12 protein-coding genes are annotated in these 13,844 nt (G+C 69.7%); 10 read left to right on the top strand and 2 right to left on the bottom strand.

Going from position 1 to position 13,844, the window contains the following annotated elements; translation table 11 throughout:
* The first annotated feature begins 298 nt into the window (after window positions 1-298).
* From T333_RS12430 to T333_RS12395, 8 genes are all read left to right on the top strand, one after another.
* A complete protein-coding gene (locus T333_RS12430; RefSeq protein WP_496424511.1) occupies window positions 299-1,828 on the top strand; it encodes an ABC transporter substrate-binding protein in 1,530 nt (509 codons plus the stop codon).
* Window positions 1,825-2,754 carry an ABC transporter permease gene (locus T333_RS12425; RefSeq protein WP_496424510.1) on the top strand — a complete coding sequence of 310 codons (930 nt, stop codon included), beginning with the start codon at window positions 1,825-1,827 and terminating at the stop codon, window positions 2,752-2,754. Before T333_RS12430 ends, T333_RS12425 begins: the two co-directional genes overlap by 4 nt.
* A gap of 17 nt (window positions 2,755-2,771) precedes the next feature.
* Entirely contained in the window at window positions 2,772-5,573 is a 2,802-nt protein-coding gene (locus T333_RS12420) for an ATP-binding cassette domain-containing protein (protein WP_496424509.1), read from the top strand.
* Window positions 5,574-5,670: 97 nt separating this feature from the next.
* The gene (locus T333_RS12415; RefSeq protein WP_355002008.1) at window positions 5,671-6,396 is read left to right on the top strand and encodes a lytic transglycosylase domain-containing protein; all 726 of its coding nucleotides are present in this window, start codon (window positions 5,671-5,673) and stop codon (window positions 6,394-6,396) included.
* Between the two features lie 124 nt (window positions 6,397-6,520).
* Entirely contained in the window at window positions 6,521-7,807 is a 1,287-nt protein-coding gene (gene eno, locus T333_RS12410) for a phosphopyruvate hydratase (protein ID WP_355002007.1), read from the top strand.
* 72 nt (window positions 7,808-7,879) lie between these two features.
* Window positions 7,880-8,524 (top strand): FtsB family cell division protein, encoded by a 645-nt coding sequence (locus T333_RS12405; protein ID WP_496424508.1) that lies wholly within the window; start codon window positions 7,880-7,882, stop codon window positions 8,522-8,524.
* The gene (locus T333_RS12400) at window positions 8,521-9,048 is read left to right on the top strand and encodes a DUF501 domain-containing protein (protein WP_357250344.1); all 528 of its coding nucleotides are present in this window, start codon (window positions 8,521-8,523) and stop codon (window positions 9,046-9,048) included. The genes T333_RS12405 and T333_RS12400 overlap by 4 nt, the downstream gene beginning before the upstream one ends.
* A complete protein-coding gene (locus tag T333_RS12395) occupies window positions 9,041-9,988 on the top strand; it encodes a Ppx/GppA phosphatase family protein (protein ID WP_496424507.1) in 948 nt (315 codons plus the stop codon). The genes T333_RS12400 and T333_RS12395 overlap by 8 nt, the downstream gene beginning before the upstream one ends.
* A 117-nt stretch (window positions 9,989-10,105) precedes the next feature.
* On the opposite strand, the gene T333_RS12390 is transcribed toward T333_RS12395, so the two are convergent.
* Window positions 10,106-10,663, bottom strand: a complete 558-nt coding sequence (locus T333_RS12390; RefSeq protein WP_496424506.1) for a TetR/AcrR family transcriptional regulator — start codon at window positions 10,661-10,663, stop codon at window positions 10,106-10,108.
* 106 nt (window positions 10,664-10,769) lie between these two features.
* Between T333_RS12390 and T333_RS12385 the strand changes: the two genes are divergently transcribed.
* Window positions 10,770-11,696, top strand: a complete 927-nt coding sequence (locus T333_RS12385) for an esterase/lipase family protein (RefSeq protein WP_496424505.1) — start codon at window positions 10,770-10,772, stop codon at window positions 11,694-11,696.
* On the opposite strand, the gene T333_RS12380 is transcribed toward T333_RS12385, so the two are convergent.
* On the bottom strand, window positions 11,672-12,139 hold the full coding sequence (locus T333_RS12380; protein ID WP_355002001.1) for an SRPBCC family protein: 468 nt from the start codon (window positions 12,137-12,139) through the stop codon (window positions 11,672-11,674). The two genes, T333_RS12385 and T333_RS12380, sit on opposite strands and share 25 nt — an antisense overlap.
* A 194-nt stretch (window positions 12,140-12,333) precedes the next feature.
* Here T333_RS12380 and T333_RS12375 point away from each other — a divergent pair, with 194 nt between their 5' ends.
* Entirely contained in the window at window positions 12,334-13,800 is a 1,467-nt protein-coding gene (locus tag T333_RS12375; RefSeq protein WP_496424504.1) for a peptide MFS transporter, read from the top strand.
* The last annotated feature ends 44 nt before the right edge of the window (window positions 13,801-13,844 follow it).

Raw genomic sequence — 13,844 nt, 5'->3', positions numbered from 1 at the left:
TCTTCGCATCGGGTCGAAAAGCGGGTGGGGACGATTCGATCTGCGAAGCTAGTGGTTCTCGCGCGCTTAAGCAAGGCTTACCTAAGCGAGTCGCGGAAAAATAGCGAAGACGCATCAAAAGCCTAAATCTCATGGGAACCGCGCGTCGGGTATTCGTCGGCAACCCGGGTTCGGTGGTCGAGCCGGTCCACTCATTTGGCGGATACGCACTGGTAGACAACGTATTTAGGCTAGCCTGTCCTAGCCTTGTAGTGTCGGGTTTCGGGCCCGCAGTGAACGATGAGGGAAGGCGACACCGATGGGTTTCAACCGACGGCAACTTCTGCGCTCGAGCGTCGGGGTGGGGGCGATACTTTTCGTCGCGTCCTGTACCGACAGCGCCGATCCGAGTGGCCCCGCGAAGCGCGGCGGCACCCTCCGCGTCGGCGCGCTCGGCACCGCGGCGCGCATCGAACGCGATCCGCACGCGAACCTCAGCAACGACAGCGATTTTCTGATCACATCGCTTGTCTACGACGCATTGACCGTGCCGTCCGCCGAGCCGAATACCGCTGCGCGCCTTGCGACTTCGTGGGAGCCGGATGCTGCGCAGCGACGCTGGGCGTTCACCATCGCGGAGGGCGCCACCTTCCACGACGGAGCGCCGGTTACCGCCGAGGACGTGGTGTGGTCGCTGCGCAGATTGCGCTCGGTGGGCGGCGCGTCGAAGATGCCCGTCGCGGCCGAGGACATCGCCGCCGACGGCCCGAACCGGGTCGTGCTCACCGTCCCGGAGCCGAATACCCAACTGCCACTGCTGGTTCGGCTGATGACGTTCACTGTGAGAAAGGACACTACGGACTTCACCAAGGCGAACGGCACCGGTCCGTTCCGGCTCGAGTCCTTCCAAGGCGGCAACGCCCGGCTGGTGCGCAACGAGAACTGGCACGGCGCGGGCGCGGAACCGCGACTGCCGTTGCTCGACGCCATCGAGGTGACGATGTTCGAAAGCGTGACGGCACTGGGTAATGCGGTGCTCGGCGGGCAGATCGATCTGGCGTCCAACGTCGGCGCGATCGCGGGGCGCACCGCGGAGGGTCGCGGTGATCTTCGAGTGGTGCGGCGCGCGAACGACACCATGCTCGGCGTGGCGATGCGCACCGCCGACGGTCCGTTCGCCGATCCGCGGGTGCGCACCGCGGTGCGGCTCGGCGTCGATCGAAAGGCGTTGGTGGATCAGGTGCATTCGGGCTACGGCACGATCGCCAACGACATCCTGGGTACGGCGGACCCGACGTACGACGCGAGCATCCCGCAGCGCACGCGCGATATCGAGCGCGCGAAAACCCTGCTGCGCGAAGCGAATTTCGACACCGGACGCAGTTACCCGCTGGTGACCAAGCCGGAGGCGCCTGGCGAGGTCGAGTCGGCGAAGGTGATCGCCACCCAGCTCGCCGAGATCGGTCTCCGGTTGGACGTGGTCGAGCAGGAGTCCAACGCCTTCTACGACCGCACCTGGTTGCAGGCCCCGCTCTACACCGTCTCCTGGGGCACCAACGATTCGACGATGTTCTACGCGAGCAAACTCATGTCCAGCGGCTCCAATCGCAACGAAACCGCCTTCAAGGACACCGAATTCGATGCGGCGACGGCCGCGGCGCTGGCCGCCGCCGACCCGGCCGAGCTCGAAAAGGCCAGTCGCCGTGTGCAAGCCATCCAGCACGAGCGCGGCGGCTACCTGGTGTGGGGCATGGCCGACGGCATCGATATCGCCACCAGCGCGGTGCGTGACCTGCCGACGCTCGGTGGCTTCGGGCGGGTGCAGCTCGAACGGGTCTGGCTGGCGTGACGACCTTCGCCCGACTTCTGCTCCGGCGCGTCGCCTTGCTGCTCGCGCTGCTCGCCGCGGTGTTCGTGGCCGTGGATCTGTTGCCGGGCAATACCGCCCGCGCGGTCCTCGGCAGGGAGGCGACGCCGGAGCAGGTCGCGGCGAAGGAGCGCGAGCTCGGACTCGACCGGCCGATCGTCGTACGGTTCCTGGACTGGATATCCGGTGTCGCGACCGGCGATTTCGGCCGTACCGCGCGCGGCAGGTCGATCAACGAACTGCTCGCGGCCAAGTTTCCGCCGACCCTGCTGCTCGGCGGCATAGCGCTGACGGTGACGGTCCTGGCCTCGGTGCTGCTCGGCGCTTGGTGGGCGACGCGCTCCCGAGGCGTCGCCGCGCGGGTGTTGCAGCCGGGCAGCACGGTCGCGGCGGCCGTTCCCGAGTTCGTGCTGGCGACCTTGCTGATCATGGTGTTCTCGTTGGCGACGGGCTGGCTGCCCGCGGTCACCCTCACCGGCCGCTCCGGCTTCCCGGTGAGCGCGGACATGCTGGTGCTGCCGGTGCTCGCGCTGGCCATCCCGCAGATCGGCTGGAACACCCGGGTGGTGCGCGCCGCGCTGGCCGACGCCGCCCGCGCTCCGCACGTCGAAAGCGCGGTGCTGGACGGACTTTCGACACCGCACGTGCTGTCCCGCTACCTGCTGCCGTTCGCCGCGCCGACCATCGTCGCCAGCTTCGCCACCACCGTCGGCATGCTGCTGGGCGGCGCGCTGGTGGTCGAGACCATCTTCAACTACCCGGGTCTCGGCGCGGTGCTCGCCGGGTCGGTGGCCGATCGCGACACGTCGGTGGTCGCGGCGGTGGTCGCGCTGTCGGGAGTGGTCATCATGCTGATGCTGGCGGTGGCCGACGGAATTCGCGCCTGGTCGTTGCGGGGGCGGCGATGAGTTGGAGCGGGAATGCGATGACGCGGCTACGACTGCTGATGGTGCTGCCCGGTCTGCTGGTGATCCTGATCGCCGCGGTCGGCCCCGCGCTCGCGCCGCGGCCCGCCGAGGAGGCAATGGGCATACCGTTCGCCGACCCGAGCGCCGACGCCCCGCTCGGCACCGATCGGCTCGGCCGCGATGTGCTGAGCCATCTGCTGTACGGGGGTTGGGGTCTGCTGCTGCTCGCCGCCGTGATCGCCGTGCTGGTGACGGCGGTGTCGAGCGTGCTCGGCGCGGTCGCCGCACTGCGGACGCGGGTCGGTGCGGTGATCGAGACCGCGACCGATCTCGCGATGCTGGTCCCGGCGGTGCTCGGCATCCTGCTCGTCCTCACGACCTGGCCGGACGCGGGTGTTTACGGACTGATCGCGGTCGCGCTGCTGTTCGGAGCGCCGTACTGCGCACGGGTCTTCGCCGCCGCCGCGGCGGGCGTCGCGGCCACCGGCTACGTCGAAGCGGCGCGCGCGAGCGGAGAAACCCTCGCCCACTTGGTCTTTCGTGAGGTCCTGCCGAATCTGCGCGAAGTGCTCGCCGCCCAACTCGGCCTGCGCTTCGTCGCCGCCGTCTACCTGGTCAGCACCGCCTCCTTCCTGCACCTGCCCACCACCCTCGGCGCGAGCAACTGGGCGGTCATGGTCCGCGACAACGCCTCCGGCATGCTGCTCAACCCATGGTCGGTCCTCGCGCCGAGCCTCGCCATCGCCGTCGTCGCCGTGAGCGTGAACCTCGCGGTCACCGAATTCGGGCGCGGCAGACGGGTATCGGCGATGATCGATACGGCGGGTGTCCGGCAGGGTGACGGCCCCGGCCCGGCTGCGAGCACGGTGTTCGACGAGGGGACCGATGTCGCCGTGGGTTCGGCGGCCGCGAAGCTGTCTGAGGTCACGGGCAAGGACAACGGTCGATTTGCCGTGCCGGACGATGTCAGGGTTGACGGCGTGTCCGCTGTATCGGACGACGGTGGCAACTCGCACGACGGCGGCAGCGAACCGGACGCGCTCGTGATCGTCGACGGCCTCTTCGTGCGAGGGCCGGCCGGGCAGGAGTTGGTCGAGCCTGTTTCCCTGCGGATGCGGCCGGGCACGGTAACCGCGCTGACCGGTCCGTCGGGATCGGGCAAGACGACCCTGATGCGGGCGCTGCTGGGCCACTTGCCGCCCGGAGCGGTCCTGACCGCGGGCACGGTCACGGTGGCCGAACAGAAGGTGTTCGCACTGGATCCGGCCGAGCTGCGGCATTTTCGGCGTACGCGCATCACCTACGTCGGCCAAGATCCCGGCTCCGCGCTGAATCCGCTCATGCGCGTGCGAACCCTGCTCGCCGAAGTCGCGCAGGATCGCTCCGAATCCGCCCTTGTCGAAGCCTTGGCGGCGGTCGGCCTCTCCGCCGAGCACCTGCGCCGCCGCCCGGCCGAACTATCAGGCGGTCAGCAACGCCGGGTCGCCCTGGCCAGAGCCCTGGTCCGCCGCACCGACGTTCTGGTGCTCGATGAACCGCTGGCGGGTCTGCACGGCGCACTACGCTCCGAAATCGGCACCCTCCTGGGCGATCTCGCGAACCGCGGAACCACGATCCTCCTCTCCGGCCACGACACCGCCGCCATCCACGCCATCGCCGACCAGGTGATCGAGATCGGCACGCCTCCGCGCCGCACCGCCGCGCCGGATTCCCTTGCGGACCGCCATTTTCCGCCGTCGCCCACCGCCGCGCCGCAAACCGACGCAGGTCCACTGTTCGAAGGCATCGCCGAGGTGCCGAACCGCACCGGCTCCGCGGCGCACGATAGGGGTTTCACCGCCCGCGCCCACACGGATGCCGACACCACCGCGGCCGACAACGAGACCGCCGATGCCGATTCGTCGGCACGCCCGGACGCAGGCACTGCCTCCGCCGCTGCCGCGACAGGGCCGAACCTGCCGCGCGCAGACGGCAACGAGACCGGATCGGATGCCCGCCCGCTCGAGGCATCCACCGAGCGGCCGGACGCAGCGGCGACACAGTCGGCCGAACCGGAGACTGCCGCGCTCCGCGACTCACAGCCCCCGATCGCCCTGCGCGCCAGCGGAATCAGCGCCACGATCGGCGAACACCAGGTACTCGCCGACATCGACCTCGCGCTCACCGCGGGCTCCGCGCTCGCGGTGGTCGGAGCTTCCGGCGCGGGCAAGACCACCCTCGCCAGGGTGATCGCCGGTCTCCGCGCGGCCGAGGGCGGTTCGCTCCTCGTGGCGGAGAATCCGATCGAGATCGGCGGTAAGCGGCGAATCGGGCGCGGCGGCAACGGCATTCAACTCGTTCCGCAGAACCCGATGTCCGCGCTGAACCCGCGTCGCACCGTCGCCCAAACCCTCGGCAGGCCGCTGCGCCGTGTCGCGCGCGTCCGGAAAAGCGCGGCACCGCAACGGATCACCGAACTCCTCGACGCGATGGAGCTGCCTGCGGCATTGGCGGCGCGGTACCCGCACGAACTGTCCGGCGGCCAACGTCAGCGGGTGGCGCTCGCCCGTGCCCTCGCCGCCGAGCCCTCGGTGCTGATCTGCGACGAGATCACCTCGGCCCTCGATCACGCGACCGCGGCCTCGATCATGGCCCTGCTGGACCGGATTCGCGCCGACCGCGGCACCGCCCTGCTGGTGATCACTCACGACATGAATCTGGTGGCCGGACACTGCGCCGAACTGGTCGTGCTCGATCAGGGTCGCATCGTCGAATCCGGTCGCACCGCCGAAGTACTCGCCAATCCCGTCGAACAGGCCACCCATGATCTGCTGGTTTGAGCGGTGACGCGCGCCTCACCGCCGTCCGCGAACGATCGCGGGTGATCTTCGCGACCGGCGAAACGGGAGCACCGCCGCGGATCTGGATGATGGAAGAGTGCTCCCGAAGAAGACCGGCGCTGTCGCCGCCGCACTGCTGGCCCTGGTGCTCGCCGGTTGCGGCATCGGCCCCGATCTGCCGCCCATCCCGGAAGGTATTCCGCCCGGCCCCGGCTCCCCGCTGCCGCTGATCGACGTGGACGGACCCGGCCGCACCGCACTGCAATTGCGCGGCTGGGCGGGAGATCAGGCCGACACGCTCGGCATCCCGCATGTCGCCCTGGAGGCGTACGGCTATGCCGCCGCGGTGATGGCCAGGTCGCGGCCCGGCTGCGGCATCGCGTGGACCACTCTCGCGGGCATCGCCAGCGTGGAGAGTAAACACGGCACGCACCGCGGTTCCGACGTCGACGATCACGGCACCGTCGTTCCGCCGATCATCGGCATCCCGCTGGACGGCTCACCGGGCGTTGCGCTGATCCGCGACACCGACGGCGGAAGACTGGACGGTGACCAGACCTACGATCGCGCGGTCGGTCCGTTGCAGTTCATCCCGGAAACCTGGAAGCGCTGGGGCGTCGACGCCAACGGCGACGGCGTGATCGACCCGCAGAACATCGATGACGCCGCGCTCACCGCCGCGCGCTACCTGTGCGCCAGCGGCGGTGATCTCACCTCCGAGCGCGGTTGGCAGCAGGCGCTGATGACCTACAACCAGTCCACCCGCTACCTGCTGACCGTTCGTGATCGTGCCGCCGCCTACAGCGTCGGCCGCCGGGTGTGAGCGCCTGACCGCACCGGTGCCCCGGAGTGCCGGTTACCTCGTACGCGGCGGGGGCGCTAGGCTCGGCACCGCACGGCCCATCCGTGAGACCTACCGTGCCAGCAGCCGAAGGAGTGTCGTTTTCGTGGCCATCATCGAACAGGTCGGAGCACGCGAAATCCTGGATTCGCGCGGTAACCCCACTGTCGAGGTCGAGATCGCCCTCGACGACGGCACGCTGACCCGCGCCGCTGTGCCGTCCGGCGCCTCCACCGGTGAGCACGAGGCCGTCGAGCTGCGCGACGGCGGCGACCGCTACCTGGGCAAGGGCGTGCAGAAGGCCGTCGAGGGCGTCCTCGACGAGATCGCGCCCGCCGTCATCGGCCTGGACGCGGTCGAGCAGCGCACCGTCGACCAGGCGCTGCTGGACCTGGACGGCACCCCGGACAAGTCCCGCCTCGGCGCGAACGCCCTGCTCGGCGTCTCGCTCGCGGTGGCGCGCGCCGCCGCCGAGTCCTCGGGCCTGGAGCTGTTCCGCTACCTGGGCGGTCCGAACGCGCACGTGCTGCCGGTCCCGATGATGAACATCCTCAACGGTGGCGCGCACGCCGACACCGGCGTCGACGTCCAGGAGTTCATGGTCGCCCCGATCGGCGCGCCGACCTTCAAGGAGTCGCTGCGCTGGGGCGCCGAGGTCTACCACGCGCTGAAGTCGGTGCTGAAGGCCAAGGGCCTGGCCACCGGCCTGGGTGACGAGGGCGGCTTCGCCCCCGACGTGGCGGGCACCCGCGAGGCGCTCGACCTGATCAGCACCGCGATCGCCAAGACCGGCCTGAAGCTGGGCAGCGATGTCGCGCTGGCGCTGGACGTCGCGGCCACCGAGTTCTACACCGCGGGCAGCGGTTACAAGTTCGAGGGCGCGGTGCGCACGGCCGCCGAGATGGCCCAGTTCTACGCCGACCTGCTCACCGCCTACCCGCTGGTCTCCATCGAGGACCCGCTGTCGGAGGACGACTGGGACGGCTGGGTCGCGCTGACCGACCAGATCGGCGACAAGATCCAGCTCGTCGGCGACGACCTGTTCGTCACCAACCCGGAGCGCCTGGAAGAGGGCATCACCAAGGGCGCGGCCAACGCGCTGCTGGTGAAGGTCAACCAGATCGGCACTCTGACCGAGACGCTGGACGCGGTCGAGCTGGCCCACCGCAACGGCTACAAGACGATGATGTCGCACCGGTCCGGCGAGACCGAGGACACCACCATCGCCGATCTCGCCGTCGCGGTCGGCAGCGGCCAGATCAAGACCGGCGCGCCCGCGCGTAGCGAGCGGGTCGCCAAGTACAACCAGCTGTTGCGCATCGAGGACGCACTGGGCGACTCCGCCCGTTACGCGGGTGACGTGGCGTTCCCGCGCTTCGCGTTCGAGGGCTGACAGCCGCGGTGCGAGCGACGGGCCCGGAGGGAGCAACCCGCGTGAGCACCGCAATTTGATACAGGGAGCGGCATGACCGAGCGACGTGCGCGTGGGACCAGTCCGGCCGGACGCGGGGACCGCCGCACGTCGCGCGCCGCTCGATCACGCCCGAGGGCGGGCGCGGACACCGAGACCGCGGCCCGCCCCGCCGCGGTCAAGCGCACGCGCAGGCGCGGCGAGACCGCGGAGAAGAAGGCGCGGCCGCGCAAGATAGCCCCGCGCGCGGGGTCGGACAAGCACGAGCGCACCGTCCTCGGCTTGTCCACCGGCAAGGCGGTGATTCTCGCGGTCGTGGTGTGCGCGCTGGCGCTGACGCTGTCCGTGCCGATGCGCACCTACTTCAGCCAGCGCGCCGAGGCCGCGCAGCTGGCCCAGGAGCGCAGGGAGCTGGAGGCCGATCTGGCCCGGCTGCGGGATCGCCGTGCGCAGCAACAGGATCCGGCCTACATCCGTTCGGAGGCCAGGGACCGGTTGCGGCTGGTGATGCCGGGGGAGACGCCCTACATCGTGCAGGTGCCCGGTATCGAAGCGCCGCCGCGTCCGGCCGCGCCGCCGCGGTCGAAGGCGCCCGACCCGTGGTACACGGATCTGTGGCGCACCCTCTCCGAACCGCAGCCCGCGCCCGCAGCCGAATCGACGACGCCCGCCCCGCCAGGACCGGAAGGACCCAGGTGACCGCACCGACAGACCGCGATCTCGAGATCATCGCCGAACAGCTCGGCCGTGCGCCGCGCGGCGTGCTCGCCGTCGCCTACCGCACACCGGACGGGCTGCCCGCGGTGGTCAAGACCGCGCCGCGGCTGCCGGACGGCACTCCCTTCCCGACGCTGTACTACCTGACCGATCCCCGGCTGACCGCCGAGGCGAGCAGGCAGGAATCGGCGGGCGTGATGCGCGAGATGACCGAGCGCCTCGGCCGCGATCCGGAACTGGCCGCGGCCTACCGCGCCGCCCACGAGAGCTACCTGGCCGAGCGGAACGCGATCGAATCCCTCGGCACCGATTTCACCGGCGGCGGCATGCCCGAACGGGTCAAGTGCCTGCACGTGCTCATCGCGCACAGCCTGGCCAAGGGGCCCGGCGTCAACCCGTTCGGCGACGAGGCGGTGGCGCTGGCCGCCGATCACGGACTGCGCGGCACCGCCATCCCGGCCGACTGGCCGACATATCAGCCCGAGGACGGAGCACACCATGAGTGACCGGGTCGCCGCCATCGACTGCGGGACGAACTCCATCCGACTATTGATCGCCGACGTGCTCGAGAACGGCCGCCTCGCCGACGTGCACCGTGAGATGCGGATCGTGCGGCTCGGCCAGGGCGTGGACGCGACGGGTTCGCTGGCGCCCGAGGCGATCGAACGCACCAGGGTCGCGCTCGCGGATTACGCCGCGATGATGCGGGAGGCCGGTGTCGCGCGGGTGCGGATGGTCGCCACCTCCGCGACCCGCGACGCGTCCAACCGCGGGGACTTCTTCGCCATGGCCCGCGCGGAACTGGGCACCGTGGTGCCTGGCGCGGAGGCCGAGGTGATCACCGGCGATGAAGAGGCGCGTCTGTCGTTCACCGGCGCGATCGGCGAATTGTCCAGCGCGGCAGGTCCGTTCGTCGTCGTCGATCTGGGCGGGGGCTCCACCGAGCTGGTCTTCGGCGACGCGGACGGCGTGCACGCCGCGTTCTCCGCCGACATCGGCTGCGTCCGCATCACCGAGCGCTGCCTGCCCGGCGACCCGCCCACCGCCGACCAGGTCACCGCCGCCCGCGAATTCGCCACCGAGCGGCTCGCCGAGGCGTTCGCCAAGGTGCCCGTCGAGAACGCGCACACCTGGGTCGGCGTCGCGGGCACCATGACCACGATCGCGGCCGTCGCCCTCGACCTGCCCGAATACGATTCGGAGCGGGTGCATTTGACCGCGCTCACGCTGGACCAGGTCCGCGAGGTCTGCGACCGGCTGATCGGGATGAACCACGACCAGCGCGCCGCGCTCGGCCCGATGCACCCCGGGCGGGTCGACGTGATCGGCGGTGGCGCCGTCATCACCGAGGTGCTCGCCTACGAACTGTCTCGGCGCGCCAACATCACCGAACTGATCGTCAGCGAGCACGACATTCTGGACGGCATCGCGCTGTCCATCGCCTGACCGGCGTCGGACAACCGCCCGCCTGATCGGCTCGACCGCTCACCCACCCGAAGCGCCGCAGCCGTGAGCCGAGTCCTGCGCAGCTGCGGGCTGGCGGCGAAAGCTTTGGACGGGCGCCTATTCGGCTCGTGCGCGCGGTGATTCGATCAGCAGCAGCGCGGCCGAGCGGAGGTCGGCGCGCGGTCCCTCGCCGTACAACTCGCTGAGCGCGATCTCCGCGACCATCGCGACCAACAGGTGGGCGACGGCCCCGGGATCGGGCCAGCCGATCGCGACGAGGTCGGGTTCGATCGATGCCGCGACGAGCTGGTTGCGGGCGTGCACCTCGTCGAGCAGGTCGGTGTCGGTGCGGGATTGGGCGAGAAAGGCTTTCGTCCCCTTGGTGGCGAGGCATGCGTCCAGGTAGGCGACAACGCCGACGCGCAACCGCTCCGGTCCGGGTGGCAGATCGGCGATCGCGGCGGCGACGGTCTGCGTCAGCTCGTCGTGATAACGGCGATGCAGCGCGACGACGTAGCTCCGCCGATCCGAAAAGTGATGATAGAACGTGCCTTTCGCCATTCCGGCGAGCTCCACGACCGCGTTGATCGATAGTCCGCGCAGCCCCTTGTTCTCGGCGACGCTGGCTCCCGCGGTCAGCAGGGCGGTGCGACCTGGCTCGGCCGGACGTGGCATACGGGTCCCTTTCGTCGTCCCTCTATCGCAGATCCTACCGACCCGCTACGGTGTGACCGACCGGTCGGTCACGACGGATCGACGGTACCTCACGAGGAGATCGACCATGCGAATTTCCCGACGATGGATCGCGGTGCTCGCGGCCGCGGTGGCCATGGTGACAGGCTGGCCCGCGGGTCCGGCCGCGGCCGAGGAACTACCGACCTACAGCTATCTGTCCGGACTCGCCGCCCAGCTCACCGGACCGAACCAGGCCCCGCCGGGCGCCAACGACTGGTCCTGCCGACCGAGCGACGCGCACCCGAATCCGGTGGTGCTGCTGCACGGGCTGAGCAACGACACCATCACCTGGAACACCCTCTCCCCGGTGCTCGCCGCCGCCGGATACTGCGTCTTCTCCACCACCTACGGCACCGGCCCGCTCGGCCCGATCGGCGCCGTCGCGCCGGTCGCGGACAGCGCGCGGCAGATCGCGGACTTCGTCGACCGGGTACTGGCCGCGACCGGCGCGCGGCAGATCGATCTCGTCGGCCACTCGATGGGCGGCGCGATCCCGTTCTACTACCTCAATCACCTCGGCGGCGTGCCGACCATCGATGACTACATCGCGTTGGCCGCGCCGCTGCACGGATCGACGCTCAGCGGCACCGACGCGCTGTTCTCCTCGGTGCTGGACGCGTTCGGGCTGCGCGAGGAGGTCGCCGAGCGGTGCGGCCCTTGTCAGATGTCGCCGGGATCGCCGTTCCTGGACGTGCTCAATCCCGACCCCGCGATCGCCCCGGACATCGACTTCACGACCATCGTCACCCGATACGACCAGATCGCCACGCCGTACACCACCGGCCTGCTCGACGGCCCCAATGTCCGCAACATCGTCCTGCAGGACCTGTGCGCCACGGATTACACCGAGCACTACGAACTGACGGCCGACCCGGTGGCCGTGCGCGAGGTGTTGAACGCGCTCGACCCGGCCGCCGCGCGACCCGCCGATTGCGCGGTGGTGCTGCCCTACGTCGGGCCCGTCGGCCGATAGCGCTCGTCGGCGCGCCCGACGATGAGCGCGGCCAGCCGGTGCAGCGACTCCTGGTTGCGCGGCCGCAGCGCCGCCCGTTGCAATTGGCTCGGCAGCAGCTTGCCCGGCCCGCTCATGGCGTGCTCGGTCATCCGAATGTGCGTGGTGCCGGGCTGAATCTCGGAGAGTTCCAGCAAGATTCGGGCGGATCCGACCGGCCACAGGCGGGCCTCCAGCTCGATCATCCGCGGTGGGTCGACGTCGCGGACGGTGGTGTGGTCGCGCACGTTCAGCGGCCACAGACCGACGCTGTGGTGAATCCGGGTGCCCACATCGGGCCAGCCGGGGTCGACCTGCCTGATGTGGGAGGCCCCCACCACCCAGCTGGAATACAACCAGCCGTCGGCTAGGACGGCGAAGGCCTGCTCGGGGTCGACCGGCACGGTCAGTTCGGCATCCAACATGTGCGCATCGCTTCCTTCCGGCTCCGACTGTCGCGTTGCTGGGATCTCGCTCGTCCGTCTCTTCAGGGTAGGCGGGAACCTCTGCCGTCGCCCGGCAATGCGCCTCCGCTATCCCTGCCGTGGGCAAACGCCGCCCCAACGTGTCGGGACGGGTGAGTTGCTGCACAGTTGCAATTTGTGTCAAGGTGCTGGGCATGTCCCAAGTAGTGGAATCCGAGCGGCCGATCCCGGCTCGGACTCTGTTCGGCCATCCGATCGGGTTGGCGAGCCTGTTCGGCGTGGAGCTGTGGGAGCGTTTCTCCTTCTACGGCATGCTCACGATCCTCGGCTACTACCTGTATTACTCGGTGACCGACGGCGGCCTCGGGCTGGCGCAGAGCACCGGCGTCGGCATCGTCGGCGCGTACGGCGGTCTGGTGTACCTGTCCACCGTGCTCGGCGGCTGGATCGCCGACCGGCTGCTCGGGATGGAACGAACCGTCTTCTACGGCGGCGTGGTCGTCATGGCCGGGCACATCGCCCTCGCCGTGCTGCCGGGGCTGACCGGGGTCGGGATAGGTCTGGTCTTGGTCGCGCTGGGCAGCGGCGCGCTCAAGGCGAACGCCTCCTCGCTGCTCGGCACGCTCTACCCGAAAGACGACGCCCGCATCGACGGCGGTTTCACGCTCTTCTACCTCGGCATCAACATCGGCGCGTTCACCGGACCGCTGCTGACCGGCCTGTTGCAGACCCACCTCGGCTTCCACTACGGCTTCGGCGCCGCCGCCCTCGGCATGGCGCTCGGCCTCACCCAGTACGTGGTCTTCCGGCGCAACCTCGGCAGCGCGGGCCGCGAGGTGCCGAACCCGCTGCCGCGCAGTGCGATCTGGCCCGCCGTCGGTGTGGCGCTCGGTGTCGCGGTGATCGTCGTCGTGGTCTTCGCGACCGGGCTGGTCACGCTGGAGACCCTGCCCGAGGCGACGACGGTGGTGATTGCCGTGGCCTCGCTCGGGTATTTCGCCGTCATGCTCACCAGCGCCAAGGTCGCACCCGTCGAGCGCAGCAGGGTGCGGGCGTTCATCCCGCTGTTCCTCGCCAACGCGGTGTTCTGGTCCTTGTTCCAGCAGATCTTCACGGTGCTGGCCGTCTACTCCGACGAGCGGATGGACTGGACCATCTTCGGCTGGACCGCCCCCTCCAGCTGGATCGGCTCGGTGGAGCCGGTGTGGATCATCACGCTCTCGCCGTTGTTCGCGCTGCTGTGGACCAAGCTCGGCAACCGCGCGCCGAGCACGCCGCGCAAGTTCGCGCTGGGCGTCGTCGGCATGGGTCTGTCGTTCCTGCTGTTCGTGCCGCTCGCCGGATTCGACGACAAGTCCGTGCCCGCGTTGGCGGTTCTGGTGATCATGGCCGGGTTCGCTATCTCCGAGCTGTTGCTCTCACCGATCGGGCTCGCGGTCACCACCCAGCTCGCCCCCGAGGCGTTCCGGGCGCAAATGATGGCGTTGTACTTCTTTTCCGTCGGTATTGGTACGTCGATGTCGGGCGTTCTTGCTCGTTTTTACGCCCCTGAGCACGAAGTCGCCTACTTTGGCATCACCGGGGCCGTGGCGATAGCGGTGGGACTGATCGTCGCGGCACTGGGACCGTGGATCAGTCGCTACATGGCCGGCGTCCACTAGCAAACCGGCGGCACCCGGCAACCCCGGCGTCCTGCCTCATCATG

It is taken from the genome of Nocardia sp. CNS-044 (genome assembly GCF_059570515.1).
This window is presented reverse-complemented; position numbering and strand designations above follow the sequence as displayed.

What these genes read in the sequence shown, in the direction of transcription:
- T333_RS12375 (WP_496424504.1), top strand. Translation starts at nt 12,334, where the DNA reads ATGTCCCAAGTAGTGGAATCCGAGCGGCCGATCCCGGCTCGGACTCTG.
- T333_RS12385 (WP_496424505.1), top strand. Translation starts at nt 10,770, where the DNA reads ATGCGAATTTCCCGACGATGGATCGCGGTGCTCGCGGCCGCGGTGGCC.
- T333_RS12395 (WP_496424507.1), top strand. Translation starts at nt 9,041, where the DNA reads ATGAGTGACCGGGTCGCCGCCATCGACTGCGGGACGAACTCCATCCGA.
- T333_RS12420 (WP_496424509.1), top strand. Translation starts at nt 2,772, where the DNA reads ATGACGCGGCTACGACTGCTGATGGTGCTGCCCGGTCTGCTGGTGATC.
- T333_RS12405 (WP_496424508.1), top strand. Translation starts at nt 7,880, where the DNA reads ATGACCGAGCGACGTGCGCGTGGGACCAGTCCGGCCGGACGCGGGGAC.
- T333_RS12390 (WP_496424506.1), bottom strand. Translation starts at nt 10,663, where the DNA reads ATGCCACGTCCGGCCGAGCCAGGTCGCACCGCCCTGCTGACCGCGGGA.
- T333_RS12380 (WP_355002001.1), bottom strand. Translation starts at nt 12,139, where the DNA reads ATGTTGGATGCCGAACTGACCGTGCCGGTCGACCCCGAGCAGGCCTTC.
- T333_RS12430 (WP_496424511.1), top strand. Translation starts at nt 299, where the DNA reads ATGGGTTTCAACCGACGGCAACTTCTGCGCTCGAGCGTCGGGGTGGGG.